Annotated in this window: 25 protein-coding genes; 11 read left to right on the forward strand and 14 right to left on the reverse strand. The window is 60.5% G+C overall.

Features of this window, described 5'->3' with window-relative positions; all coding sequences use genetic code 11:
• Positions 1-141 precede the first annotated feature (141 nt).
• Complete coding sequence (locus ACSV9I_RS09135; protein WP_438328476.1) at positions 142-825, forward strand: glutathione S-transferase family protein; 684 nt, start codon at positions 142-144, stop codon at positions 823-825.
• Positions 826-931: 106 nt separating this feature from the next.
• A complete protein-coding gene (ndk, locus tag ACSV9I_RS09140; protein ID WP_438328477.1) occupies positions 932-1,354 on the forward strand; it encodes a nucleoside-diphosphate kinase in 423 nt (140 codons plus the stop codon).
• Between the two features lie 113 nt (positions 1,355-1,467).
• Here the strand turns inward: ndk and ACSV9I_RS09145 are convergent, their stop codons facing one another.
• Positions 1,468-1,992 carry a hypothetical protein gene (locus ACSV9I_RS09145; protein WP_438328478.1) on the reverse strand — a complete coding sequence of 175 codons (525 nt, stop codon included), beginning with the start codon at positions 1,990-1,992 and terminating at the stop codon, positions 1,468-1,470.
• Positions 1,989-2,540 carry a CGNR zinc finger domain-containing protein gene (locus ACSV9I_RS09150; RefSeq protein ID WP_438328479.1) on the reverse strand — a complete coding sequence of 184 codons (552 nt, stop codon included), beginning with the start codon at positions 2,538-2,540 and terminating at the stop codon, positions 1,989-1,991. The genes ACSV9I_RS09145 and ACSV9I_RS09150 overlap by 4 nt, the downstream gene beginning before the upstream one ends.
• 59 nt (positions 2,541-2,599) lie before the next feature.
• Between ACSV9I_RS09150 and ACSV9I_RS09155 the strand changes: the two genes are divergently transcribed.
• Complete coding sequence (locus ACSV9I_RS09155; RefSeq protein ID WP_438328481.1) at positions 2,600-3,496, forward strand: branched-chain amino acid ABC transporter permease; 897 nt, start codon at positions 2,600-2,602, stop codon at positions 3,494-3,496.
• Here ACSV9I_RS09155 and ACSV9I_RS09160 read toward each other — a convergent pair.
• From ACSV9I_RS09160 to ACSV9I_RS09180, 5 genes are all read right to left on the reverse strand, one after another.
• A complete protein-coding gene (locus ACSV9I_RS09160) occupies positions 3,486-3,956 on the reverse strand; it encodes a molybdenum cofactor biosynthesis protein MoaE (protein ID WP_438328482.1) in 471 nt (156 codons plus the stop codon). The two genes, ACSV9I_RS09155 and ACSV9I_RS09160, sit on opposite strands and share 11 nt — an antisense overlap.
• Positions 3,957-3,994: 38 nt before the next feature.
• A complete protein-coding gene (gene moaD / locus ACSV9I_RS09165; protein ID WP_438328484.1) occupies positions 3,995-4,249 on the reverse strand; it encodes a molybdopterin converting factor subunit 1 in 255 nt (84 codons plus the stop codon).
• A 1-nt stretch (position 4,250) separates the two neighbouring features.
• Positions 4,251-4,832 carry a CDP-diacylglycerol--glycerol-3-phosphate 3-phosphatidyltransferase gene (gene pgsA, locus ACSV9I_RS09170; protein WP_054159868.1) on the reverse strand — a complete coding sequence of 194 codons (582 nt, stop codon included), beginning with the start codon at positions 4,830-4,832 and terminating at the stop codon, positions 4,251-4,253.
• Between the two features lie 115 nt (positions 4,833-4,947).
• A complete protein-coding gene (gene uvrC, locus ACSV9I_RS09175) occupies positions 4,948-6,975 on the reverse strand; it encodes an excinuclease ABC subunit UvrC (protein ID WP_438328486.1) in 2,028 nt (675 codons plus the stop codon).
• Positions 6,972-7,730 carry an SDR family oxidoreductase gene (locus tag ACSV9I_RS09180; protein ID WP_438328487.1) on the reverse strand — a complete coding sequence of 253 codons (759 nt, stop codon included), beginning with the start codon at positions 7,728-7,730 and terminating at the stop codon, positions 6,972-6,974. The genes uvrC and ACSV9I_RS09180 overlap by 4 nt, the downstream gene beginning before the upstream one ends.
• A gap of 363 nt (positions 7,731-8,093) precedes the next feature.
• Here ACSV9I_RS09180 and ACSV9I_RS09185 point away from each other — a divergent pair, with 363 nt between their 5' ends.
• Positions 8,094-8,756: an outer membrane protein gene (locus ACSV9I_RS09185; RefSeq protein WP_054159870.1), complete on the forward strand. Its 663-nt coding sequence runs from the start codon at positions 8,094-8,096 to the stop codon at positions 8,754-8,756.
• Between the two features lie 73 nt (positions 8,757-8,829).
• On the opposite strand, the gene ACSV9I_RS09190 is transcribed toward ACSV9I_RS09185, so the two are convergent.
• The 3 genes from ACSV9I_RS09190 to ACSV9I_RS09200 are packed head-to-tail and all read right to left on the reverse strand — an operon-like array spanning position 8,830 to position 11,109.
• Entirely contained in the window at positions 8,830-9,426 is a 597-nt protein-coding gene (locus ACSV9I_RS09190; protein WP_054159871.1) for a glutathione S-transferase family protein, read from the reverse strand.
• Positions 9,427-9,455: 29 nt separating this feature from the next.
• A complete protein-coding gene (locus ACSV9I_RS09195; protein ID WP_438328488.1) occupies positions 9,456-10,232 on the reverse strand; it encodes a ribonuclease T2 family protein in 777 nt (258 codons plus the stop codon).
• 13 nt (positions 10,233-10,245) lie between these two features.
• The gene (locus ACSV9I_RS09200) at positions 10,246-11,109 is read right to left on the reverse strand and encodes a 23S rRNA (adenine(2030)-N(6))-methyltransferase RlmJ (RefSeq protein ID WP_054159907.1); all 864 of its coding nucleotides are present in this window, start codon (positions 11,107-11,109) and stop codon (positions 10,246-10,248) included.
• A gap of 76 nt (positions 11,110-11,185) precedes the next feature.
• On the opposite strand from ACSV9I_RS09200, the gene ACSV9I_RS09205 reads away from it, so the two are divergent.
• Positions 11,186-13,300 (forward strand): molybdopterin-containing oxidoreductase family protein, encoded by a 2,115-nt coding sequence (locus ACSV9I_RS09205; protein WP_438328489.1) that lies wholly within the window; start codon positions 11,186-11,188, stop codon positions 13,298-13,300.
• 3 nt (positions 13,301-13,303) lie between these two features.
• Entirely contained in the window at positions 13,304-13,894 is a 591-nt protein-coding gene (locus ACSV9I_RS09210; protein WP_438328491.1) for an NUDIX domain-containing protein, read from the forward strand.
• A 2-nt stretch (positions 13,895-13,896) separates the two neighbouring features.
• Here ACSV9I_RS09210 and ACSV9I_RS09215 read toward each other — a convergent pair whose 3' ends face one another.
• The 3 genes from ACSV9I_RS09215 to purM all read right to left on the reverse strand — a co-directional run bounded on the left by ACSV9I_RS09215 (position 13,897) and on the right by purM (position 16,688).
• Positions 13,897-14,859: an omptin family outer membrane protease gene (locus tag ACSV9I_RS09215; protein WP_438328492.1), complete on the reverse strand. Its 963-nt coding sequence runs from the start codon at positions 14,857-14,859 to the stop codon at positions 13,897-13,899.
• A 102-nt stretch (positions 14,860-14,961) separates the two neighbouring features.
• On the reverse strand, positions 14,962-15,618 hold the full coding sequence (gene purN / locus ACSV9I_RS09220) for a phosphoribosylglycinamide formyltransferase (protein WP_438328493.1): 657 nt from the start codon (positions 15,616-15,618) through the stop codon (positions 14,962-14,964).
• Complete coding sequence (gene purM, locus ACSV9I_RS09225) at positions 15,615-16,688, reverse strand: phosphoribosylformylglycinamidine cyclo-ligase (RefSeq protein ID WP_438328494.1); 1,074 nt, start codon at positions 16,686-16,688, stop codon at positions 15,615-15,617. Before purM ends, purN begins: the two co-directional genes overlap by 4 nt.
• Positions 16,689-16,925: 237 nt before the next feature.
• Between purM and ACSV9I_RS09230 the strand changes: the two genes are divergently transcribed.
• The 5 genes from ACSV9I_RS09230 (at position 16,926) to ACSV9I_RS09250 (ending at position 23,727) form a co-directional block, all read left to right on the forward strand.
• Positions 16,926-18,071 (forward strand): AI-2E family transporter, encoded by a 1,146-nt coding sequence (locus ACSV9I_RS09230; protein WP_438328495.1) that lies wholly within the window; start codon positions 16,926-16,928, stop codon positions 18,069-18,071.
• Positions 18,072-18,785 carry a DnaA regulatory inactivator HdaA gene (gene hdaA, locus ACSV9I_RS09235; RefSeq protein ID WP_438328496.1) on the forward strand — a complete coding sequence of 238 codons (714 nt, stop codon included), beginning with the start codon at positions 18,072-18,074 and terminating at the stop codon, positions 18,783-18,785.
• A 62-nt stretch (positions 18,786-18,847) separates the two neighbouring features.
• The gene (locus tag ACSV9I_RS09240; RefSeq protein WP_438328497.1) at positions 18,848-21,040 is read left to right on the forward strand and encodes an RNA degradosome polyphosphate kinase; all 2,193 of its coding nucleotides are present in this window, start codon (positions 18,848-18,850) and stop codon (positions 21,038-21,040) included.
• Between the two features lie 12 nt (positions 21,041-21,052).
• Positions 21,053-22,573 (forward strand): exopolyphosphatase, encoded by a 1,521-nt coding sequence (gene ppx / locus ACSV9I_RS09245; protein ID WP_438328498.1) that lies wholly within the window; start codon positions 21,053-21,055, stop codon positions 22,571-22,573.
• A 128-nt stretch (positions 22,574-22,701) separates the two neighbouring features.
• The gene (locus ACSV9I_RS09250; RefSeq protein ID WP_438328499.1) at positions 22,702-23,727 is read left to right on the forward strand and encodes an OmpA family protein; all 1,026 of its coding nucleotides are present in this window, start codon (positions 22,702-22,704) and stop codon (positions 23,725-23,727) included.
• A gap of 146 nt (positions 23,728-23,873) precedes the next feature.
• On the opposite strand, the gene ACSV9I_RS09255 is transcribed toward ACSV9I_RS09250, so the two are convergent.
• Positions 23,874-24,374, reverse strand: coding sequence for a hypothetical protein (locus ACSV9I_RS09255; RefSeq protein ID WP_438328500.1), 501 nt, complete (start codon positions 24,372-24,374; stop codon positions 23,874-23,876).
• Positions 24,375-24,512: the final 138 nt, after the last annotated feature.

Genomic DNA, 24,512 nt, shown 5'->3' on the forward strand with positions numbered 1-24,512 from the left:
TGTCGTCTGTGGTGTGAGCATTGGCGCAGACCTCGGGCAGCTGGACCGCGCGTTTCAGTGCGATATCCATCAAATCTCCTGAATTGTCCCCGCCCGCTCTCTCGGCCATCATCCGGCTTTCGATCCAGTCGGAGACCAAATATGGCGATCACCCTCTATTCCCTCTGCGGCGTCGACGAGACGCGGCCCTTTTCACCCCATTGCTGGAAGGTGGTGATGGCACTGCGCCACAAGGGCCTGGATTTCGAGGAGCGCCCGCTCGCGTTCACTGCCATCCCAGCTGTAGAGGAGGGAGTATCGCGCACGGTGCCGATCCTGCGCGACGACCAGCACCTCGTCTCCGACAGCTTTGCGATCGCACTCTATCTCGAAGACGCCTATCCTGAGGCCCCGAGCCTGTTTCGCGGGGAAGGTGGCCGGGCAGCGGCCCGCCTGGTTGAAGGCTATGCACAGCAAATCGTGCATCCGGCCATCACGCGGATCGCACTTCCCGACATTCACGCCATGCTGGCGCCCGTCGATCAGGACTATTTCCGAAAGAGCCGGGAGCAACGACTGGGACGGACGCTGGAGGATTTCGCAGCTGATCGCGAAACGGCGATTGCGGCCTGGCCAGCACACCTCCAGCCCCTGCGCCATATGCTCGCCCATCAGCCCTTCATCGGCGGCGACACGCCCCTGTTTGCCGACTACATCGTCTTCGGCGCCCTGCAATGGCTGCGCATCACGACAGGGTCGATCCATCTCGCATCCGATGACCCGGTCTCGATCTGGTTCGGCCACTTGCTCGATCTGCACGATCAGGCTGCCCGCCAGATTGCCTGACCCATTTGTGACGGCCCGGTGAAATTGCCGGACCCCTCTTGTCTTCGTGATTCGGGGCGGTTAGATACCGCCCACTTTCCCGATGACACAAACAAGGATGAGACAGATGGCGATTGAACGCACCTTCTCGATGATCAAGCCGGATGCAACGAAGCGCAACCTCACGGGCGCAATCACCAAGATGCTTGAAGACGCCGGCCTGCGGGTCGTTGCTTCCAAGCGCGTCTGGATGTCGACCCGCGAAGCTGAAGGCTTCTACGCAGTCCACAAGGATCGCCCTTTCTTCGGCGAACTGGTTGAAGGCATGACGTCGGGCCCGACCGTCGTTCAGGTTCTCGAAGGCGAAAACGCCATCCTGAAGAACCGCGAAATCATGGGCGCGACCAACCCGGCCAACGCTGAGGAAGGCACCATCCGCAAGACCCACGCTCTCTCCATCGGCGAGAACTCGGTTCACGGTTCGGACGCTCCGGAAACCGCTGCCGAAGAAATCAAGTACTGGTTCTCCGACACCGAAATCGTCGGCTGAATCAAGATTTGAGCCCGATGGCTCAAGTGACTGATGCATAACAAGAACCGGGGTCGAAAGGCTCCGGTTTTTTCATGCCCGGCAGGTTCCGTGTCGCGAGGAGCTGACAGGCTTCACTTGTTGGCAGGCGCGCCTGTCCGGCAATCTTCCTGTGCATAGTCAGCTTCGCCTTCCGAATTATAGACCTCCGGATTGGGCGTATAGACCGGCCCGATGACCAGCGGTTTGCCCGGAAGCAGGCTCTGGTCGAGGGTCGAGGTGAGGGTGGTTTCGATCTCTTGCAGCGTTACGTTCTGGCCGTCGGTCACCCGGATCGATACCGCATAAGGCCGTCCCTTGACCACGCAATGCACAGGGGGACTTTCCAGCGAGATCTTGTCCCAGAAGGGAAAAATCTGACTGCGGGTGATGAGCGCCGCGCCGCCAGCCGGGTTTTCATAACGTGCCTCCACATAGCTCGGATCGGGCAGCGGACCATTGCGGGCGAGCGTGAGGACATAAGTTGCCTGCGCGATCCGATAATTAAAGATGAACACCTTGCCGCTTAACTTCAGCGGTTCGACTGCATCTTCCCGCTGACAGGCCGGAAAGACGGTCAACATCACGATCAGGAGCATTCCCCCACACACGGCCTTCATGGCGCAGCATCTCCTTTGCGGCGGTGATAGTGCCGGTTGGCCTTGACCCGGTTGCCGCAGACGGCCATGTCGCACCAGCTGCGGCTGCGGTTCTTGCTGCGGTCGATGAACAACCAGCCGCAATTGCCGCAGATTTTCACACGCTCCGGCTCGGGTTCGCAGATCAGCCCGAGCGCCGATCGGGCTGTCGCTGCGTCAAGGTGGCTGTCTGTTGGCGATGCACGCAGCGCCGAAGCGATGGCCTCCAGCAGAGCCGCCAGCTTCTGCCGGTCCTCGCCCTCCAGAATGCGCGACCGGAAGTAAGCGTCGATCGCCTCGCGCAGATGCAGAAAGAGCGGCTCGTTTCCGACCAGAAGCGGCAGGAAGGGCCCGAACCTGGTGTGTTCGGCACAGAGATGGCTTGCCGCCTCGGCAAAATCCGAAAGTTGCGTCGGCACAGCGAAGCGATCGCGCCGCGCCCCCGGATCATGCCGCAGGATGACGCTATTGGCCACATCGAGCGCCAGCGCGCCGCCTGCGAAGCGGTGAGGGGTCCATGAGAAGGTCATTGATCAAATATAACTGGTAAAAGCGCTTTTGTCAGTTATAAAAGTCGAGGGAGGGATTGATGGCCTATCTGCTGCAACAGCTTCTGAATGCGCTGCCGGTTGCCAGCCTCTATGCCTGCCTGGCCTTTGGCTATGCGTTGGCCTTTGGCGTGACCCATAGACCCGATATAGCCTTCGGCGCCTTCACTGCCTTTGCCGGGCAAATCTGCCTTCTCTTCTTCGACTATGGATGGAACCGCCTCTACCTGATCCTGCCGGCGGCCCTCGCACTCGGTCTCGCCGCAGGTTTCCTCTATGCCATGCTTGCCGGGGCATGGGTTGCGCGGCATGTCGTTCGGCCGCTCTCCCGACAGTCACCGAACGCCATCATCGTGGCCTCGCTTGCCGTGATGATCCTTTTGTCGGAAGGCGCGCGCCTGGCGCTTGAAACGCGCAGTCTCTGGCTGCCGCCGCTGGGACAGGACGTGTTCGCGCTCGGAGCGGTGGAGGGGACGTCGCTCGGCCTGACGTATCTTCAGGTCCTGCATGTCGCCATCATGCTCGCCGTTCTGGCGCTTGGACAGGTCATGCTGTCAACCAGTCGGGTAGGGCGGCTGTGGCAGGCCGTCAGCCAGGACCCGCTGGCCGCACGCCTTTGCGGCGTCGCGGTCGATCGGGTCTTCGTTCTCTCGTTGATGGCAGCAACTGCAATCGCAGCGGTCGGCGGTCTCTCCGCCACAGTCCTCTACGGTACGATGGATTTTGGAGCGGGGCTGGTCTTCGGGCTGAAGGTTGTTCTTGTCGCCGCGGTTGGCGGATATTCGCGACCGCTGCGTTCGGCAGCTGGCGGCGCGGCAGTCGGCTTCGCCGAAACGCTGTGGAGCGCCTATGGCCCGATGATCTGGCGGGACGCTGTCCTGCTCTCGGGTCTCGTCGTCCTGCTAGTTGTGACGCGGCGCGAGCGGATCATTCCGTGATCCATCGGTCCCTTGCGCTGTCGTCGGCATCCTTGGCAGCGACCCAGTCGCGAGACTGGCCGTCCAGCCCGTGTTCCTTCTTCCAGAAGGGGGCGGATGTCTTGAGAAAATCCATGACGAAATTGGCCCCGTCAAAGGCCGCCTGACGATGGGGCGCAGCGGCAATAACCAGCACGATCTGCCCGCCGGCTTCGATGCGGCCGTGGCGGTGAATGGCGGTGAGACCAAGAAGCGAGAAGCGGGATATCGCAATCTCGGCGATCCGCCGCATTTCCGCCTCGGCCATCCCGGGATAATGCTCGAGCTCAAGCGCTGAAAGGGTTCCTGCCTCATCACGGCAGAGGCCGACAAAGGAGACGAGCGCGCCGATATCTTTCCGGCCCGATGTGAGTGCGAGGCTCTCCGCAGCCGGATCAAAATCCTCCGACTGGACGCGAATGATCGGTTCGGCAGCGTTCATCGACCTGTCTCCGCCCGGATCGGGCCCGTAAGTTCGGCTCAGCCGCCCGTCATCGGCGGGAATATGCCGATCTCGCGGGCACCGGCGATGCTCTCATGGTGCTCGACATGTTCCTGGTTGACCGCCACGCGAATGGCGTTCGGCACGCGCAACGCCTCCGCATAGTCTTCCCCGAGCGTGGCGAGATGGGCGATCAGGTCGCCCGCCGTCTTCACGCTGTCGGGCAGGTCGATGTCCTCCTCGCCTTTGCCGATCCGCTCGCGGACCCAGGCGAAATAGACGAGCGTCACCATCTCAGTCCACCATATGCTTGGCGCCGGCGCGGAAGTAATCATAGCCGGTATAGATGGTCAGGATCGCCGCAATCCAAAGCAGTGTCATGCCGACCTCGGTCGTGTAGGGCAGAACCTTGTCACCCGCCGGACCGGCCAGCAGGAAGGCGAGCGCGAACATTTGCGCGGCCGTCTTCCACTTGGCGATCTGCGTGACCGGTACGCTGACCTTGAGGGCCGCCAGATATTCGCGCAGACCCGAGACGAGGATCTCGCGGCACAGAATGGTGATGGCCGCCCAGAGCGACCAGCCGGCGATCGTGCCATCGGCCGCCATCAGCAAGAGGACGGAGGCGATCAGCAACTTGTCGGCGATCGGGTCGAGCATTCGGCCGATATTCGAGGTCTGATTCCAGATCCGCGCCAGATAGCCGTCGAGATAGTCGGTGATCGAGGCGACGATGAAGATGGCAAGCCCTGCCCAACGAGCGAAGTCGGAGGATTCCAGCCGGCCCTCGATAAAGAAGCACAGCACGATCAACGGCACGGCGAGGATGCGGGCGTAAGTGAGCAGATTGGGAATGTTGTATGCGCGCGAAGCCATGGTGACCTGTCTTTGTGAACTGCCTGTCATTAGATGAGAGTGATAGGCGGGGTCGTCAACTCGTGTTTTGCAAATCCCCTGATATCACGTCAGGAATCGAGGCGGGGGATTTTCGTCAATTCGACGCGTTCTCGTGGAAATGGTTGTAGATCAGGCGGGCAACGGCCTCCGAAATCCCCTCAACCGCCATGAGATCGCTGATGGCGGCTCGGGAGACGGCTTTCGCCGTGCCGAAGTGCTGCAAAAGCGCCCGCTTGCGCGTAGGCCCGATGCCGGAAATCTCGTCGAGCGGATTTTTCACCATCTCCTTCTTGCGCCGTGCCCGATGCGAGCCGATTGCAAACCGGTGTGCCTCGTCCCGCATGCGCTGGATGAAGTAGAGCACGGGATCGCGCGGCGGCAGCGTGAAGTCGGGTTTGCCGGCGACGAAAAAGCGCTCGCGCCCGGCATCACGGTCGACGCCCTTGGCAACACCGATGGCAATCACGCTGTCGGTGATGTCGAGTTCATCGAGGATCTTGCGCACGGCGGACATCTGCCCCTGGCCACCATCGATCAGGATCACATCTGGCCAGGCGGGGAAGGCAGTATCGGCGCTATCGTCAGGCGTAACACTGCGATCCGGCTTGCCCTCTTCCTTGAGCAGGCGGGAGAAGCGCCGTGTCATGACTTCCCGCATCATGCCAAAATCGTCGCCGGGCGTGATGTCGGTCGATTTGATGTTGAACTTGCGATACTGCCCCTTCACGAAGCCCTCCGGCCCCGCGACCACCATGCCGCCGACGGCATTCGTGCCCATGATATGCGAGTTATCGTAGATCTCGATCCGGCGCGGCACATAGGGCAGGGCAAAGGTCTCTGCGAGCCCTGCCAGCAGGCGCGATTGCGATGCGGTTTCCGCCAGCTTGCGGCCATGCGCCTCGCGCGCATTGGCGTTGACGTGATCGAGCAGGTCCTTTTTCTCGCCGCGCTGCGGAACGGAGATCGAAACCTTGTGACCCGCCTTCTCGGTCAAGGCCGTCGCCAGCAACTCCTGCTCCTCGACCTCTTCTGACAGCAGGATCAGCCGTGGCACCGGCTTGTCGTCATAGAACTGCGCCAGGAAGGAATTGAGCACTTCCGCCGCCGTCAGTTGGGGATCGGCCTTGGGGAAATAGGCTTGGTTGCCCCAGTTCTGGCTGGCGCGGAAGAAGAAGACCTGAATGCAGGACAGTCCGCCCTCGTGGTGGATGGCAAAGACATCCGCCTCTTCGACGCCCGCCGGGTTGATGCCCTGATGGCTCTGCACATGGGAAAGGCCGGCAAGCCGGTCGCGGAATACGGCGGCGCGCTCGAAGTCCAGCTCTTCTGCCGCTTCGTTCATGGTGCGCGCCATGGCTTCCTTGACGTTCTGGCTCTTGCCCGAAAGGAAGTCCTTGGCCTCTCGCACGAGGCCTGCATAGTCCTGGTCGCTGATTTCATGCGTGCAGGGGCCGGAACAACGCTTGATTTGATAAAGCAAGCAGGGCCGGGTGCGGCTTTCAAACACACTGTCGGTGCAGGTGCGCAGAAGAAAGGCGCGCTGCAGCGAATTGATCGTGCGGCCGACGGCGCTGGCCGAGGCGAAGGGGCCGAAGTAATCGCCCTTGCGGGCGCGGGCGCCGCGATGCTTGTAGATTGCCGGCGACCGGCTGTCACCGGTGATCAGGATATAGGGAAAGCTCTTGTCGTCACGCAGAAGCACATTGAAGCGGGGCCGCAGACGCTTGATCAAATTGGCTTCAAGCAGCAGCGCTTCGACCTCGGTGCGGGTCGTGACGAACTCCATATGCACGGTATCGCGCACCATGCGCGACAGCCGGTTGGAGTGCACCCGGCCTTGCGCATAATTGCTGACGCGTTTTTTCAGGCTGCGCGCCTTGCCGACATACATGACTTCGCCATCCTTGTTCAGCATGCGGTATACGCCAGGCGCATTCGGCAGGCGTTTGACGAACTCGGCGATGAGGTCGGCACCCGTCAGGCCCGTTTCGTCCAGTCCGTCCTCGTGCCAGTCGATTTCAATGCCGGCACGCGCGGGCTCGACGTCGAGAACTGTGTCCTCGTCGTCCTCTTCCGTTCCATCATAGAGTATGCCGCCATCCGGCAGCTTTCCTCCACTCATTCATTGATCTCCTGACCGGCCCAAATCAGATGTTGGCCTCCATCTAGGGCGATCATTTGGCCGGTGATCGACGGTGTGTCAAAAAGAAAGCGGATCGTCTGCCCGAATTCCGCAAGTGAAGGCCCCCGCTTCAGCGGCAGGCTGTCGACTTGCGCCTGAAAGTCCTCCGGCCGCTGCCGCTCCGAAATGAGGCTGGGTCCGGGGCCGATCGCATTGACCCGGACGCGGGGCGAGAAAGCCTGCGCCATTGTGCGCGTCGCCGTCCAGAGCGTCGATTTGGAAAGCGTGTAGGAAAAGAAGGTCGGCTTCAGGGCCAGCACGCGCTGGTCGATGATATTGACGATCAGGCCAGAGCCGTCCTCGCCAATCTGCCGCATGAAGGCGGCACCCAGCGCCGCCGGTGCGCGCACATGGACGGCGAAGTGCCGGTCGAAAAGCTCGGCGTCAAAGCTGTAGGCATCATCTTCCTCGAAGACCGAAGCATTGTTGACCAGCACACCGATCGGCCCAAGTTGGGCCGCCGCCTCACTGACCAGGGTGTCGATCTCGGAAATGTTACTGAGATCGGCGGACAGTGCGATCGCATTGCAGCCTGCCGCCCGCAAGTCCCGGGCAGCGACCTCTGCTTCTCCGATCGATCCATTCGCGTGCAGTGCAACAGAGAAGCCGGCATGCGCCAAGTCTTCCGCAATGGCCCGTCCAAGTCGTTTTGCGGCGCCGGTGACCAGGACCGTCCTGTGTGGTGGTTTCTGCATGGCGTTAACCTTGAAAATTTCCGTGTTCAGCTGGGCGTATATGGGCAGCAATGGCGAACCGGCAAGCATTCTCTATCGAAACACCTGTGAGGCTTCTGTTCAGGGGAGGAGCTGCTGGATGTAATATTTCCAACTAACTATAGTATAGAAAGTAAGGAATCGTTAAGGTTAACAAATAGTTTGTGTCTAAATGACAACATCTTCAATTTGCACTCAATTTGCCACAAAGTTTTCACAATTATGCTCTTTCTATTCCTCAATTCGAGTTCATATCTACAATCCGAACGGACCGGATTACCAATCAACGTTCAGGCCGCCGTTGGTTCGCATTAAGAGCGGCCGCGAACTGATAAGGAGACTAAAATGCGCACTCTCAAGATCGTGCTTCTGGCATCGGCAACCACTTTCGCAGCGTTCCAGGGCGCCCAGGCCGCTGACGCCATCTACGAAGCTCCGGAAGCTCCGGCCGCAACCGAATCCTATTCCGCTCCGGCAGGCGATTGGTCCGGCGCCTATGTCGGTGGCGCTGCCACTTATGAGTTCGGCAAGTTCACCGGCTCGAACGATGGTCGCGACGCCAATGGCCTCGGCGGCACCGTCTATGGCGGTTACAACATGCAGAGCGGTTCGATCGTTTACGGTGGCGAAGCCGACATCAGCTACGCCGGTGAAGATGGTTCTGCTGGTTCGGCAGTTGGCGTCGGTAGCCTCAAGGGCACCCAGGGCGTCAACGGCTCGGTCCGCGGCCGCGTTGGTTACGACCTGAACCCGGTTCTCGTCTACGGTACGGCTGGTGTGGCTGTTGCCAACCACGAACTCGAAGGCGGCGGCAGCAACGACGAGAAGCTGGCAGCCGGTTACACGGTCGGCGCCGGTGTTGAAACCTTCGTCACTGACAACATCACGGCTCGCGTGGAGTACCGCTACAGCGACTACCAGAAGCGCGACTTCAACCTCGGTGGCTCGACCATCTCCAAGGGCTTCGACGACCACTCCGTCAAGGTCGGTATGGGCGTAAAGTTCTGATCTGATTGATCGACCGAAATGAACAAAGCCGGGTTCTAAACCCGGCTTTTTTCGTTTTCGACAGAAGAAATGCTCAGGCCTTCGGGCGAAGGGCAGGGTAGGGCTCGAAACGCTTGACGAATTTCGCCGGCCATTCGGTAAGCGCGGTCCGGCCGTTTTCCCATTCGCCGGGAAAGCGCAGCATCAGGTAACCAAGCATGGCGGCCAGCGCAAAGTGGCCGCCATTGAGCTTCTTGCCCAGTTTCGGGAGATTCCGGTCGAGATGATCGAGGCCGCGATTGATCTTGGCCCATTGCCGGTCGATCACGTCCTGGCTGACCAATTCCGGCGGCCGAAAACGCTTTTCGTACACAATGGCGAGAAGGCAATCGCAGATCCCGTCGGCGAGCGCTTCCAGTACGTCTGCCTCCGTCCGCTTCTCGTCCTTCTTCGGATAGAGGCCCTTGTCCGACAGGCGGTGCAGATATTGCATGATGGCTCGGCTATCGAAAATCGCCTGGCCTTCATCGGTGATCAGGGTCGGGATTTTGCCGAGTGGATTGTTGTCCACCAATTCCGGCGGATTGTCTGCAGTGTTGACCCGAATTTCCTCAAGGTCGATGCCGAGATGGCGAGCGGCCATGCGAACTTTGGAGGAGTAGGGCGAGGCGGGCGCGAAGAGCAGCTTCATGATCGGGTTCCTGTGGCTCTCGAGGCGGATCAGCGAATGGGCGGCACGGTTAAATCAGCGCGTCGACAGCTGTTTCGGTCGACTTCCTGGCAGGCGCGAAAGGCAAGAGACCTATCGAGACAGATCCGCACTTCATCGATTCTGTCCCTATCACAGGTCACGGCGACTGCCGAGCGGGTGAGGCCCGGATTGCTGCGGATGAAGGCGGTTTCGACCGTTTGCGGGGAGAGCCGAGTCTGGACGCCAGGACGCGAAAATTGGGCGGGAACCTTCACAATCTCAGAGGCTTGCCGGACGAGCTTGAAGTAATCTTCCATGCGAAGGCCGGAGCAGCTCCCGTGTTTGCGCCATTGATGGCCGATCAGCCCCATGCTCGGCATGATGTCCATCACTGTGCGACCAAGCGACGTCGGGACCCGGTCTCCTTCGTCGGTCGGGCAGCTTTCCGGATAGCCGCGCTCATATTGCGGCCAAAGCCCATGGACCACAAAGCCGAAGTTTTTGCCCTCTCCGCATTGCTCGCGATTACGCCCGGCGGCCTCTCCGAGACAAAATGTCGGCGACCAGGACAGGGCCAACACATAGAAGTCGAAATCCGAACTCGAAGCCGAAGCCGGGGAACTGGGCTGGGACGAAGGGTTTCCAGCGCTGCTATTCGTGTTTGCCGTTGGTGCAGGACTATTTGGACGCGGCGCCGCTGCTGTTGTTTGATCGCTGTTCGAGTTGGGGGCGGTCGGAAACAGGCTGTAGGCCAGTGCCATCACCATCATCAGTCCGAGGGCGACGAAGCCGGCATAGCGTCTCATCTGTGTCCCCACTTCAGTCTTCGCCGCGCAGCCAGAAGCAGCGATGCGAGGCATAGCGATCCTGCGCCATCAATCGCTTCAGCTCGGGCAAGGCCAGATGCATCTCGTCCTTGAGAGTGAAGGGCGGGTTGACCACGATGAGGCCGGTGCCGGACAAGCCGGTCTGATCACGGTCGCTTTTCACATGCAATTCGGCGCAGAGCATCTTCGGGATCTCAAGCGCCTGCAGGGCCTCATGGAATTCCTTGATCGGCGCGCCCTTCTTGATCGGGTACCAAAGGCAGAAGACACCATTGCCGAAGCGGCGATGCGCCTTGGCAAGGCCATCCACCAGCCGCTCATATTCGCCCTCCTTCTCGAAGGGCGGATCAACGAGCACGATGCCGCGCTTTTCCTTCGGCGGCAGATGCGCGTTCAAGGTCAGCCAGCCGTCGAGTTCGGTCACGCGCACCTGGAAATCGCCTTCGAACAGCCGCGAGAGCGCGCGCGAATCGTCCGGATGCAGTTCCATCGCCGAAAGCCTGTCCTGCGGACGGAAGAGGTCGCGCGCAAGCTTCGGCGAGCCGGGATAGAGCGTGATCGCGCCGCCGGGCGCGCGATCCGGGTTCAGCGCCTTCACGGCATCCAGATAGGGCGCCATGATCTGCGCGACCTTTTCCGGCAGCTCCGCATCGATGACCTTGGCGATGCCCTCCAGCCATTCGCCGGTCTTCTGTGCTTCGCCGGAGGAAAGGTCGTAGAGCCCGATCCCCGCATGGGTATCGAGCACGCGGAACGCCTTGTCCTTCTGTTGCAGGTAAACGATCAGCCGCGACAGCACGAGATGCTTCAAGACATCGGCAAAATTGCCCGCGTGATAGATGTGGCGATAATTCATGAGCGGATCCGATGGCAGTGATGATTTGTTCGAATGGGGCTTTTGACCCTCAGGGCCATGGCCTATAACAAGCGCCATGAACATCCAGAGCCCCATCCGAAACCGGTCGGTCGGTCATACGGCCTGTCCGCATGACTGTCCATCCACCTGCGCCCTCGACGTCGAACTCACCGAGGACGGCCGCATTGGCCGTATGCGCGGCGCGACTGAGAACAGCTACACCGCTGGCGTCATCTGCGCCAAGGTCGCGCGCTATGCCGAGCGGCTCTACCACCCGGATCGCCTGATGAAGCCGGTACGGCGCGCTGGGGCCAAGGGCGCGGGGCAGTGGCAGGATGTCACCTGGGAAGCTGCCCTCGATGAGATTGCCGATGCCTTCGTCAAGGCCGAACAGGCCCATGGCTCTGAAGCCGTCTGGCCCTACTTCTATGCCGGCACCATGGGCCTCGTGCAGCGCGACTCGATAGAGCGTCTGCGCCACGCCAAGAAATACTCCGGCTTCTTCGGCACGATCTGCACCAACATGGCCTGGACCGGCTATGTCATGGGCACCGGCACGCTGCGCGGCCCGGACCCGCGCGAAATGGCGGTCTCCGATTGCGTCGTGATCTGGGGCACCAATGCGGTGGCCACCCAGGTCAATGTCATGACCCATGCGATCAAGGCGCGGAAAGACCGTGGCGCAAAGATCGTCGTCGTCGACATCTATGACAATCCGACGATGAAGCAGGCCGACATGGCCCTGATCCTCAAGCCCGGCACGGATGCGGCGCTCGCCTGCGCCGCCATGCATGTCGCCTTCCGGGATGGCTATGCCGACCGCGCTTATATGGCGAAATTTTCAGACGATCCGGCAGGGCTCGAAGCGCATCTGAAGGACAAGACGCCGGAATGGGCGTCTTCCATCACGGGTCTGTCTGTCGAGGAGATCGAGGCTTTTGCTCGCCTCGTCGGCCAGACGAAGAAGACGTTCTTCCGTCTCGGTTATGGCTTTACCCGCAGCCGCAACGGTGCGGTCTCCATGCATGCGGCCCTGTCGCTCGCCACCGTGCTCGGGTCCTGGCAATATGAAGGCGGCGGTGCCTTCCATTCGAACAGCGATATCTTCCAGCTGAACAAAGCGCAGCTAATGGGTACGGCCATGGTCGACCCTGAGATCCGCATGCTCGACCAGTCGCAGATCGGCCGTGTGTTGACAGGCGACGCCGAGGCGCTGCGCCATCGCGGCCCCGTCACCGCGATGATCATCCAGAACACCAATCCAGTGAATGTCGCGCCCGAACAGCGGTTGGTGAAACGGGGTTTTCTGCGCGATGACCTTTTTGTAGCCGTGCACGAGCAGTTCATGACCGAGACGGCTGACATTGCAGACATCGTCCTTCCCGCCACCATGTTTGTCGAACACGACGACATCTATCGCGGCGGCGGCCAGAGCCATATCCTGCTCGGACCGAAGCTCGTCGATGCGCCGCCCTTGGTACGCACCAATCTTTTCGTTATCGAGGAACTGGCGAAACGCCTTGGCATTGCCGATCGTCCAGGCTTCGGCAAGACGGAGCGCCAGCATATCGACCACATGCTCTATATCAGCGGCAAGCCGGATTTCGACACGCTGATCGAGGACAAGTGGCTCGACTGCCAGCCGGCTTTCGAGGATGCCCACTACCTCAACGGCTTCGCCCATCCCGATGGAAAGTTCCGCTTCAAGCCGGACTGGGAGAATACGCCAGCACCGAACAAGCCGCCAGCCAAGCTCGGTTCGCTTGGCCCGGTGAAATCCCTGCCGGTCTATCCCGATCAGGTCGATCTGATCGAGGTCGCCGATGCCGAACATCCCTTCCGGCTTGCCACATCGCCGGCGCGCAACTTCCTCAACTCCACCTTTGCCGAAACCAAGACCTCACGGGATAAGGAAGGTCGACCGGAGGTCATGGTGAGCCCCGCCGATGCCACCCAGCTTGGGCTCGCCGATGGCGACATCGTTCGCTTGGGCAATGCGCGCGGCGATCTGCGCATCCACGCCAAGATCACCGATGCCGTGAAGCCGGGCGTACTCGTCGCCGAAGGTCTGTGGCCGAACAAGTCCCACCTCGATGGCGAAGGCATCAATGTCCTGACCGGTGGCGACCCGGCTGCGCCCCATGGCGGTGCTGCCTTCCACGACAACACGGTTTGGATGAGAAAAGCTTAAAACATGAGTATATTTGACAAGGCCCGGATCGCGATCTTGGAAGACAAGACGCTATTCAAGGGATGGAGCCACCTGCGCGGCATCACCTTCGATTTCTTCCGCGAGGGTAGGGCGCCCCATCGCCTGTCCTGGGAAGTTTTCGATCGCCGCGAGGCCGCCGGCATCCTTCTGCACAATACCGAGCGCAACACGGTGACGCTGGTGCGCCAATTGCGCATACCCGTGCATCTCATGGGGGACTATCCCTATCTGCTCGAAGTACCCGCTGGCTTCATTGATGCAGGCGAGACGCCTGAGCAGGCCGTGATCCGCGAGGCGATGGAAGAGACCGGCTACCGGATCGCTGCCGCCAGGCCCGCCTTCGCGTCATTCATGTCGCCCGGCTCCGTCACCGAAAAACTGCATGGCTTCTACGCGGCCGTCACCGATGCCGACCGCGTCGCTGCAGGTGGCGGACTGGAGGAGGAAAAGGAAGATCTCGAGATTGTCGAGATCGCCTTTGTCGATGCGGTGGCGATGATCGAGGCCGGGAAGATCGTCGATGCCAAGACGATCATGCTGTTGCAATGGACGGCCCTGAACGTCCCTCGCTGAGGTCAGAAGTGGCCTTTGACGCCGACGGAGACCGCGACTGATTGAAAATCAGCCTTGGCTGCGCCTTCATATTCGGCCGTGGCACCATTCGTGGTGTCCCGTTCGGTCGTATCGCCGCGTGCCGTGAAGATCTTCTGGAAATCGCCTGACACATAGAGCGAGGTGCTGGCCAGCAGCTGATAGTCTGCGGTGACAGTGGCGCCGACCATCGGTGCAAACAGGATCTCGTCGGTAAAGCGCAGGTCGCGCATCCAGTGATCGTCGATACCCTTGAAGCCGATGCTGGCGCCGCCGCGCATGGTGCCGGAGAGGGTGAAACGACCGAGGTTCTGTTCGGCATTCGCCGAAAGGAAAAGCGTCGGAATGCGCTGTTCGTAGCTGATGCCCTTTTCGCCATCCGGGAAATTGCCCACCGTGTCGTGCAAGCTGCCGGTCGTGTAGATGTAGCTGCCGCCGCGGGCCGTCCATTTGACATCGGTAAAGCCAAGGCCGCCGCCGAGGGCAAGCTGTGTGCTGCCAGTGTCGACAAGAGATCTGTCGGCTTCAATCAGGAGGTTGACGTACCGGTCGAGCCCCGTATCCGGGTGGATGGACTGATGCGTCCAGTCGTCAATGCTGGTGTCCATCCAGTCGCGATCGACCATGTGGCCGTCACCGCCAAGCCCGATATCGAGCCGCCCCTTCAACCGCCAGTTATCGCCGAGGTCGAGTTCGGCACCGACTGTGCCCGTTTTGACGCCCTTACTTTTCCAGTCAAGTTGGCTGACCTTGTAGTCGCCGTCATAGACATATTCGCCGGCCTTGATGTTGGCCATGCCCACACCGGCAAAGAAGCGAACTGTGGAATCGGCCGCTGGGCTTTGGCCGTAAAACGCATCCTGGGCCAAGGCCGAGGAAGAGGAATGCGAGGCAAACAGCAAGGCAGCGCCCAAGACGCCGGGGAATTGTTTTCTGACCAAAGACATGAGCTCAACCGCTTTTGACGATAATCGCCACGGTTGCATGTTTATGGTTAATACTTCGCTGCCAGGCGGTGGCGCAGGTCGTTTTTTAGTATCGGCGATCCATCAGCCACTGATCAGTGTGGCATCTGCATTTGTCTCGGAGGCCAGCCGCTCGACGCTGCCATCGGCGCGCATCGTTACATGCCCCGCAGCGACCAACTTCAGCGCCAGCGCATAGGTCTTGTGCTCGACGGTGAGCACGCGCGCAGCAAGGCTATCTGCTGTGTCGTCAATCAGCACCGGTACCACGGACTGGGCAATCACCGGACCCTCGTCCATGCCTTCCGTTACGAAATGCACGGTGCAGCCCGCAACCTTCATGCCGGCGTCCAGTGCACGCTGATGGGTGTGGAGCCCCGGAAAGAGCGGCAGAAGGGAAGGGTGGATATTGAGGATCTTGCCCTCATGGGCGCGGATGAAATCGCCGGAGAGAAGCCGCATATAGCCGGCCAGACAGATCAGGTCGGGGGCAATGCCGGCGAGGGCATCCAGGATCGCGGCTTCATGTTCGGCTTTCGAGCCATAGGCCTTGCGTTCGAACACGAATGTCGGAATGCCAAGACCGGCTGCCTTGGCAAGCCCGCCGGCATCCGGCTTGTCAGAGAAAACGGCGACGATTTCGGCCGGATACCCGGCAGCCTCGCAGGCTCTCGCCAGCGCCAGCATGTTCGATCCGCCGCCCGAGATAAAGGCGACGACGCGTTTGCGCCGCGCCGTCATAGGGCGAGCGTGCCCTTGTAGGTTACGCCATGGTCACCCTCTTCGCGGGCAATCATGCGGCCAAGGCGGGCAACAGTCTCACCTTCGGCTTCGAGCGCCGTCGTCACCTCTTCGACCTTCTCGGCGGAAACAACGACGATCATGCCGATGCCGCAGTTGAAGGTGCGCAGCATCTCGTTCTGGGCAACGCCGCCGGTCTTGGCGAGCCAGGAAAAGACGGCCGGAACCTGGAAGGACGAAAGATCGATCTCGGCGGCGAGATGCTTCGGCAGCACGCGCGGAATGTTTTCCGGAAACCCGCCGCCGGTGATATGGGCAAGCGCCTTCAACGCCTTGGTTTCCTTGATCGCCTTCAGAAGCGGCTTCACGTAGATGCGGGTCGGGGTCAGCAGTGCTGCACCGAGCGACTGTCCCTCGGCAAACGGAGCCGGTGCATCCCAGGCAAGGCCAGAGATCTCGACAATCTTGCGCACCAGCGAAAAGCCGTTGGAATGAACGCCGGAGGAGGAAAGCCCGAGGATCACATCGCCTTCGGCGATATCGCCTGATGGCAGCAATTCGCCGCGCTCGGCAGCCCCCACGGCAAAGCCTGCAAGATCGTAGTCACCCTTGGAATACATGCCCGGCATTTCCGCGGTCTCGCCGCCGATCAGCGCGCAGCCCGCCTCGCGGCAGCCGGCAGCAATGCCCTGAACGATCGCTGCACCCTGGTCGGGATCGAGCTTGCCAGTGGCGAAATAGTCGAGGAAGAGCAGGGGCTCGGCACCCTGCACCACGAGATCGTTGACGCACATGGCAACAAGGTCGATGCCGACGGTGTCGTGAATATCGGCGTCGATGGCGATCTTCAGCTTGGTGCCGACGCCGTCATTGGCGGCAACCAGGATCGGATCCTTGAAGCCCGCAGCCTTGAGGTCGAAGAGCCCGCCGAAGCCGCCGATCTCGCCATCCGCACCGGGACGACGGGTCGACTTCACAGCCGGCTTGATCTTCTCGACCATCAGGTTGCCGGCATCGATGTCGACGCCCGCATCGCTATAGGTCAACCCGTTCTTGCCAGCCTGGCTCATGCCTGCCTCCGATCCTGAGAGAGTTCGGCTGGCCATTGCATGAAGAGCCTCGATATGCAAGCGCGGAGCCGCCAAACCCCACGATTTCCCGGGCAATATCGGTCTTTGATTGTGCATCGCACGATTGCACCGTCGCGCGTTCTTGACCTGGGCTTTGCGCGTAACCTATCTCCTAGTCCGCGACATGCGTCGCGCCCGCGCATCTGGCAAAGCCCGAAACGGAAGACGGAGACGGACATGGCTCACAATATCAGTGCAATTGGTCTTCGGCGCCAGGCGCTGTTCTGGGTTGCTTTCCTTGCCATCTTTGTACTCTTCCTGATGATGTTCAGCTCGGTGCTGCTGCCGTTCATCGCGGGCATGGCGCTCGCCTATTTTCTGGATCCGGTGGCGGACCGGCTGGAGCGACTGGGCCTCAGCCGATTGATGGCAACGATCCTGATCCTCGCCTCCTTCATCATCGTCTTCGTGCTCTCGCTGATGATCATCATCCCGATCCTTGCCAGCCAGCTCAACGATTTCATCATCCGCGTGCCGGGTTATGTCTCGCAGCTGCAGACCTTTATCGCGACCTCGAATGCCGCATGGCTGCCCGACTGGGTGGATGGCCAGATGGAAACGATCCGGCAGAATTTTTCGCGCTATATCAGCGAAGGCGTCAGCTTCATCGGCACGCTGATTGCGCAGATCTGGAATTCCGGCAAGGCGCTCCTCGACATTGCCTCGCTGCTCGTCGTGACGCCCGTCGTCGCCTTCTATCTGCTGCTCGATTGGGACCGCATGATCGAGAAGGTCGACAGCTGGGTTCCTCGCAACCAGCTGGCAACGGTCCGCCGCCTGGCGACGGAACTCGACAACACGATTGCTGGATTTGTCCGCGGTCAGGGCTCGCTCTGCCTTATCCTCGGCGTCTTCTATGCAATCGCGCTCTCGGTCGCCGGCCTCAACTTCGGTCTTTTGATCGGCTTCTTTACCGGCATGATCAGCTTCATTCCCTATGTCGGCTCGACTGTGGGTCTGCTTCTCGCTGTCGGTGTGGCTCTGGTTCAGTTCTGGCCCGATTTTATCTGGATCGGCGTGATTGCCGGCATCTTCTTCCTCGGTCAGTTTCTGGAGGGTAACATCCTGCAGCCGAAGCTGGTCGGCAAGAGCGTTGGCCTGCACCCGGTCTGGCTGATGTTTGCCCTCTTTGCCTTCGGTGCCCTCTTCGGCTTTGTCGGCGTCCTTGTCGCCGTCCCGGCCGCAGCCGCCGTCGGCGTCCTTGTGCGCTTTGCCCTATCGCGGTATCTTGACAGCGATCTCTACTACGGCACGACGCTCGATCTGTCCTTGCCGACGAAGCCCGTTGTCAGTGAGATCCCATCCCAAGCCATCGAGAAGTGAATGACTGAGGCCAAGAAGATCGCCGGGCGGCGCAATGCCGCCGAACAACTGCCGCTCGTTTTCGAGCATGGTGCAGCCAGCGGCCGCGACGATCTTTTGGTGTCGGAGCGCCTGGCAGCAGCCGTGTCGCTGGTCGATGCCTGGCCGGCCTGGCCTTCGCCGGTCGTGATCCTGACTGGTCCCGCCGGCTCTGGAAAATCGCATCTGGCCCAGATTTACCGCGATACGGCGGACGCCACGACCATCATCGCCCGGCCCGGCGAGGGCGCCTCCGAACGGGCCGCGGAAGGCCCAGTTCTGCTGGAGGATGCCGACCGCGCCGGCTTCGACGAGGTGGAGCTCTTCCACGTCATCAATGCGGTCCGCCAGCACGGCACGACGCTTTTGATCACCTCGCGCAGCTTCCCGCCATCCTGGAATGTAGCTCTGCCAGACCTGGCCTCCCGGCTGAAAGCGGCAACCGTCGTCGAGATCGGCACGCCGGACGAGGATCTTCTCGGCCAGCTGATCACGAAGCTTTTTGCCGACCGGCAGCTTTACATCGACGACAAGATTGTCAGCTATATCGTACAGCGGATGGAACGGTCCTTCTCGGCGGCACAGATCGTGGTTGATCGAATGGACAAGCTGGCGCTGGCTCGGCGCGTGAAGATCACGCGTGGGCTGGCAGCGGAAGTGCTGGAGACACTGGAGACGGCGCAAGTCCGGGAGTGAGTGTCACAGATCTGTCGTCGAATTGTTATAATCGGCGGAAACACAATAAGGGGCGGAGAATCATGGATCAGTCGGCGATCGACACCAGCGGCGAAACAGGCATGGAAGCGTTGGCCGCCGAGGACATGATGCTCAGTCCAGCCCGCTTCATCAATCGCGAGTTCTCCTGGCTGCAATTCAATCGCCGGGTCCTCGAAGAAACGCTGAACACCGCCCATCCTCTGCTGGAACGGGTTCGCTTCCTGTCGATCTCGGCCGCCAACCTCGACGAATTCTTCATGGTCCGCGTTGCTGGTCTCGAAGGACAGGTGCGCCAGGGCATCGTCATCAAGAGCCCCGATGGCAAGACGCCGGCTGAGCAGCTCGACGACATCCTGAAGGAAATCGACAATCTGCAGATGGAGCAGCAGGCGTCGCTGGCCGTGTTGCAACAGTATCTGGGGCAGGAAGAGATCCTGATTGTTCGCCCGGCTGCCCTGTCCGACGTTGACCGGACCTGGCTCGAGACGACTTTCGAGGAATCGATCTTCCCGGTCCTCACCCCGCTGTCCATCGATCCGGCTCATCCGTTCCCCTTTATTCCGAACCTCGGCTTCTCCATGGGCCTGCAGCTCTGCTCCAGCCGCACCGGCGAACCGATGACGGCTCTTCTGCGCCTGCCGCCGGCCCTCGATCGCTTCATTCGCCTGCCGGACGAAGGCGCGACGATCCGCTACATCACGCTGGAAGATGCCGTCGGCCTCTTCATCAACCGGCTTTACCCCGGCTATGAGGTGAAGGGCTTTGGCACCTTCCGCATCATCCGCGACAGCGATATCGAAGTGGAAGAAGAAGCCGAAGATCTGGTGCGCTTCTTCGAAACGGCCTTGAAGCGCCGCCGCCGTGGCTCGGTGATCCGCATCGAGGTAGACAGCGAGATGCCGCTCGCGCTTCGCCAGTTCGTGGTCCATGAACTCGGCGTCGCCGACAACCGTGTGGCCGTGCTGCCGGGTCTTCTCGCACTCAACACGATCTCGGAAATTACCAAGGCGCCGCGCGACGATTTGCGCTTCGAGCAGTACAATGCCCGCTTCCCCGAGCGGGTCCGCGAACATGCGGGCGATTGCCTGGCCGCGATCCGCGAAAAGGACATGATCGTCCACCACCCCTATGAGAGCTTCGACGTCGTCGTGCAGTTCCTGCTGCAGGCCGCTCGCGATCCGGACGTGCTGGCGATCAAGCAGACGCTTTACCGAACGTCGAACGATAGCCCGATCGTCCGTGCCCTGATCGATGCGGCGGAAGCCGGCAAGTCGGTGACCGCGCTTGTTGAGCTTAAGGCACGCTTCGACGAGGAAGCCAACATCCGCTGGGCACGCGACCTCGAACGCGCCGGCGTGCAGGTCGTCTTCGGCTTCATCGAGCTCAAGACACATGCCAAGATGTCGATGGTCGTGCGGCGCGAGGACGGCAAGCTTCGCACCTACTGCCATCTCGGCACCGGCAACTATCACCCGGTCACCGCGAAGATCTATACCGACCTGTCCTTCTTCACCTGCAACCCGAAGATCGCCCATGACATGGCGAATGTCTTCAACTTCATCACAGGCTATGGCGAGCCGGAAGAAAGCATGAAGCTCGCAGTGTCGCCCTATACGCTGCGCCCGCGCATTCTTAAGCATATCCGTGAGGAGACCGAGCATGCCAAGGCTGGTCGCCCGGCGGGCATCTGGATGAAGATGAACTCGCTGGTCGATCCCGAGATCATCGATGCCCTGTATGAAGCAAGCCGGGCAGGGGTCGAGATCGACCTCGTCATTCGCGGCATCTGCTGTCTGCGCCCGCGCGTTCCCGGCCTGTCCGACAATATTCGCGTCAAGTCCATTGTCGGTCGCTTCCTTGAGCACAGCCGAATCTTCTGCTTTGGCAACGGCCATCGCCTGCCTTCGGAAAAGGCGCTCGTCTATATCGGCTCGGCCGACATGATGCCGCGCAATCTCGACCGCCGCGTCGAGACACTGGTACCGCTGATCAATCCGACGGTGCATGAACAGGTGCTCTCACAAATCATGCTCGGCAACCTGATTGACAATCAACAGAGCTACGAGATATTGGCCGACGGCACGTCTCGCCGCATGGAAGTGCGACAAGGTGAGGAACCTTTCAACGCGCAGCAGTATTTCATGACCAATCCCAGCCTGTCCGGCCGTGGAGAAGCCCTGAAGTCCAGCGCACCGAAACTTATTGCCGGTCTGATTTCCGGCAGAAACAGATAACACTGGTACCTCATGACAAGATCTGAAGCCCAGGGGCGCCTACCCGGCATCGCCCCTGTTTCCGTTGTCGATATCGGTTCTAACTCGATCCGTCTGGTGATCTACGAGGGGCTGTCGCGGGCGCCGACCGTCCTTTTCAATGAAAAGGTCCTGTGTGGCCTCGGCAAGGGCGTCGCCTCCACCGGCCGCATGGACGAGGAGGGTGTTGAGCGCGCGCTTGTGGCCCTGCGTCGCTTCCGTGCCCTTTCCAACCAGGCTCAGGCGACCCGCATGTATGTGCTGGCCACCGCTGCCGCACGCGAGGCCTCCAACGGTCCCGATTTCATCGCCCGCGCAGAAAAGATCCTCGGCCACGAGGTTCTGGTCCTGACCGGTGAGGAAGAGGCCCGCTATTCGGCGCTTGGTATCATCAGCGGCTTCCACGACGCGGACGGCATTGCCGGTGACCTCGGCGGGGGCTCGCTGGAACTGATCGATATCAAGGGCAAGTCCTTCGGCCAGGGCATCACCATGCCGCTCGGCGGCATCCGGCTCTCCGAAACGGCGGAAGGTGCGCTGCCCAAGGCACGTACTTTGGCAAAGAAGCTTGTCGCCGGAGCCTCGCTGCTCAAAAACGGTGAGGGGCGCACCTTCTATGCGGTCGGCGGCACCTGGCGCAACATCGCCAAACTGCACATGGAAATCCGCAAATATCCGCTGCACATGATGCAGGGCTATGAACTGCCTTTCGACGAGATTGCCTTCTTCCTCGACGAGATCATTTCCGGCGCCAATGCCCGCGATCCCGCCTGGTCGACGATTTCGAAAAACCGCCGCAGTCTGATCCCCTATGGTGCCGTCGCCCTTCGCGAAGTCATCGAGGCAATGAAGCCGAAGAGCGTCTGCTTTTCCGCCCAAGGCGTGCGCGAAGGCTATCTCTACTCGCTGCTGCTCGAGGAAGAGCAGGCCCTCGATCCGCTGGTCGAAGCAGCCGACGAATTGGCAATTTTGCGTGCGCGCTCGCCCGAGCACGCCCGGGAACTGGCCGACTGGACCGGCCGGATGATGCCCTTCTTCGATATCGTCGAGACGGAAGAGGAAAGCCGCTATCGCCAGGCCGCCTGCCTGCTTGCCGATATCAGCTGGCGCGCCCATCCCGATTACCGGGGCCTGCAGGCGCTGAACGTGATCGCCCACTCCTCCTTCGTCGGCATCACCCATCCGGGCCGCGCCTTTATCGCGCTGACAAACTACTACCGTTTCGAAGGCCTGCATGACGACGGGCAGACCGGCTCGCTGGCCACAATTGCCACGGAGCGCCTGCTCGACCGCGCAAAGCTCGTCGGCGGCATGCTGCGTGTCGTCTATCTGTTCTCGGCCTCGATGCCGGGCGTGGTCCACAACCTCACCTTCCGTCGCTCGGACAATCCCGATCTCGACCTCGAATTCGTCGTGCCGAAGGCCTATCACGATTTCGCTGGCGAACGCCTGGACGGACGCTTGATGCAGCTCTCCAAACTCACCGGTAAACGGTTGGCGTTTGTATTCGAGTGAGGCGCCGCTCACGGCCGAAAGCGCGGATAGATTGCACCCAATGAAGCGTGATCCGTGACGATTGCCGTCCGTCAGATGCTTCGCTACAAAAGTCCAGCAAGTCTGAGCTTTCGTTGGGGAGATTGGTCGTGGCGATCGCAAGCACACATACGCGCGTGTTTTTCTGGACAGGTATCAAGGCAGTCATGATGGCCGCATTGCTGGCCATGCCACTCGGCGCTATCGCCTTGGCGAAGGATGTGGCTGGCGGTCAGGACCATCCCCTGATCGGTCGCTACGAGGGATCGACCCTGCAGGTCTATCTGACGAAGGAATACGAGGAGGAACGCCTCCTTACCAAGCCGATCAAGGGAGCGGATGTCCGCGCGTCTGGCAATAAGCGGCTCAACGATGCAAACACGATCAAAGTCTCCGGCAAGGCTTTCCGGCTGAAATACGATGCTCCCCGTGGCCGCGCAGCTCTGGAAGTCGCCCGCAACCTGCAGGATTCGATCAAGTCCAAAGGGTTTGACATCCTTTTCCAGTGCCGCGCTGGTGAGTGCTCCGACATGAACGGTACAGAGCTCTATTTCGCTCTGAACGACGAAAGTCCGATGGGATCTGGCAAGATCCACTCCGGCCCTTCAGACGTTGTATACACGGCAGCCGTCCTCAAGCGCGGGGAAGGTGATGTCTATGCAGGTATCTATGTCGGCCAGTTCGGCGATACGCCGGAGGTTCTGGTCGATGTTGTCGAGACGCAGCCGATGGAGGGCGACAAGATCGTGTTTATCGATGCGTCGGCCATGCAGAAGGCGATCGAGACGGAGGGCCGCGTCGCGCTCTATGGTATCCTCTTCGATTTCGACAAGGCGACCATCCGGCCAGATTCGCGCCCGACACTCGACGAAATCGGCAAGTTCCTGAAAGCCAGTGGCGCGCTCAACGTCGTCGTCACCGGGCACACCGACTACAAGGGCGGGTTCGACTATAACGTGGATCTCTCCACACGCCGGGCCGAAGCCGTGGTGTCCGTGCTGGTGAAAGAATATGGCATTGCGAGCGGGCGGTTGAAGGCATTCGGCGCGGGCATGGCAGCCCCGGTGGCGAGCAACGAGACCGAGACGGGACGGGCTCTCAATCGCCGCGTCGAGCTCGTCAAGGCAGCGGAATAGGGGCGGCGGATGAAGGTCTTGCTGTTTGTATCGCTGGCAATGGCGGTGTCCGCCGCGCGCGGATAGAGCGTGACGCTGGATTTGGGACACTGAGGAAGGCGGAGCCATTCTGCCCTATGGACGTGCCGAAAGCGAGATAGCCTCGTTTATTTGATGAGGTAGCCAATTCGCAGCTCGCTGAGCTTATTGTCTAAATAGGTGTAATCGACATCCATCGCGTAGATGACATCTAGTCCAAAAAACTGAAAATTAATGATCCGCCAATTCAGAGGGCATTTATTTTCTCGGTGTCGGCATGAGAAGTATAACCTTCTCTCATCTGGCGCAGAATATCGTGCCGGAAAGACACTGAGGCTCAAATCGAATTGCAGAAGCCAGGCCCTGAGGTTCTCTTCTGAACCCAGCCGGGTCATCAGATGATAAAAACAGGTCCAGTAATCCGACGTCCAGATCAGTTTTCTCCAGATGAGGTCATTCTGCCTCGGAGAGCTTTTGTCGTGGCACGCCGCGAAGTCAGGAAAACGCCTGAGTGACCATCGCACGCCCCACTGATTGCTGCGGTCCGCAATCTCCAGGATCTGAGTGTCTTCCGCCCGTGCCGTACACGCGCTCAAGAAAAGTATCCCGACAAATAGCAGCCATTTCATCAAACCATCCCGATATCGCGAGAAGCGGGATGCTAGGGAGGAACTGGATCGGAAGCAACCCTTGGGCGTTTATCTGGTGCCTTGCAATCTTTCGGATTGCTGGTTTGGGAGAGCGGGCACTGCCCGCTCTCTTCGCTT

It is taken from the genome of Rhizobium sp. G187 (genome assembly GCF_051549525.1).
Classification (GTDB): domain Bacteria; phylum Pseudomonadota; class Alphaproteobacteria; order Rhizobiales; family Rhizobiaceae; genus Allorhizobium.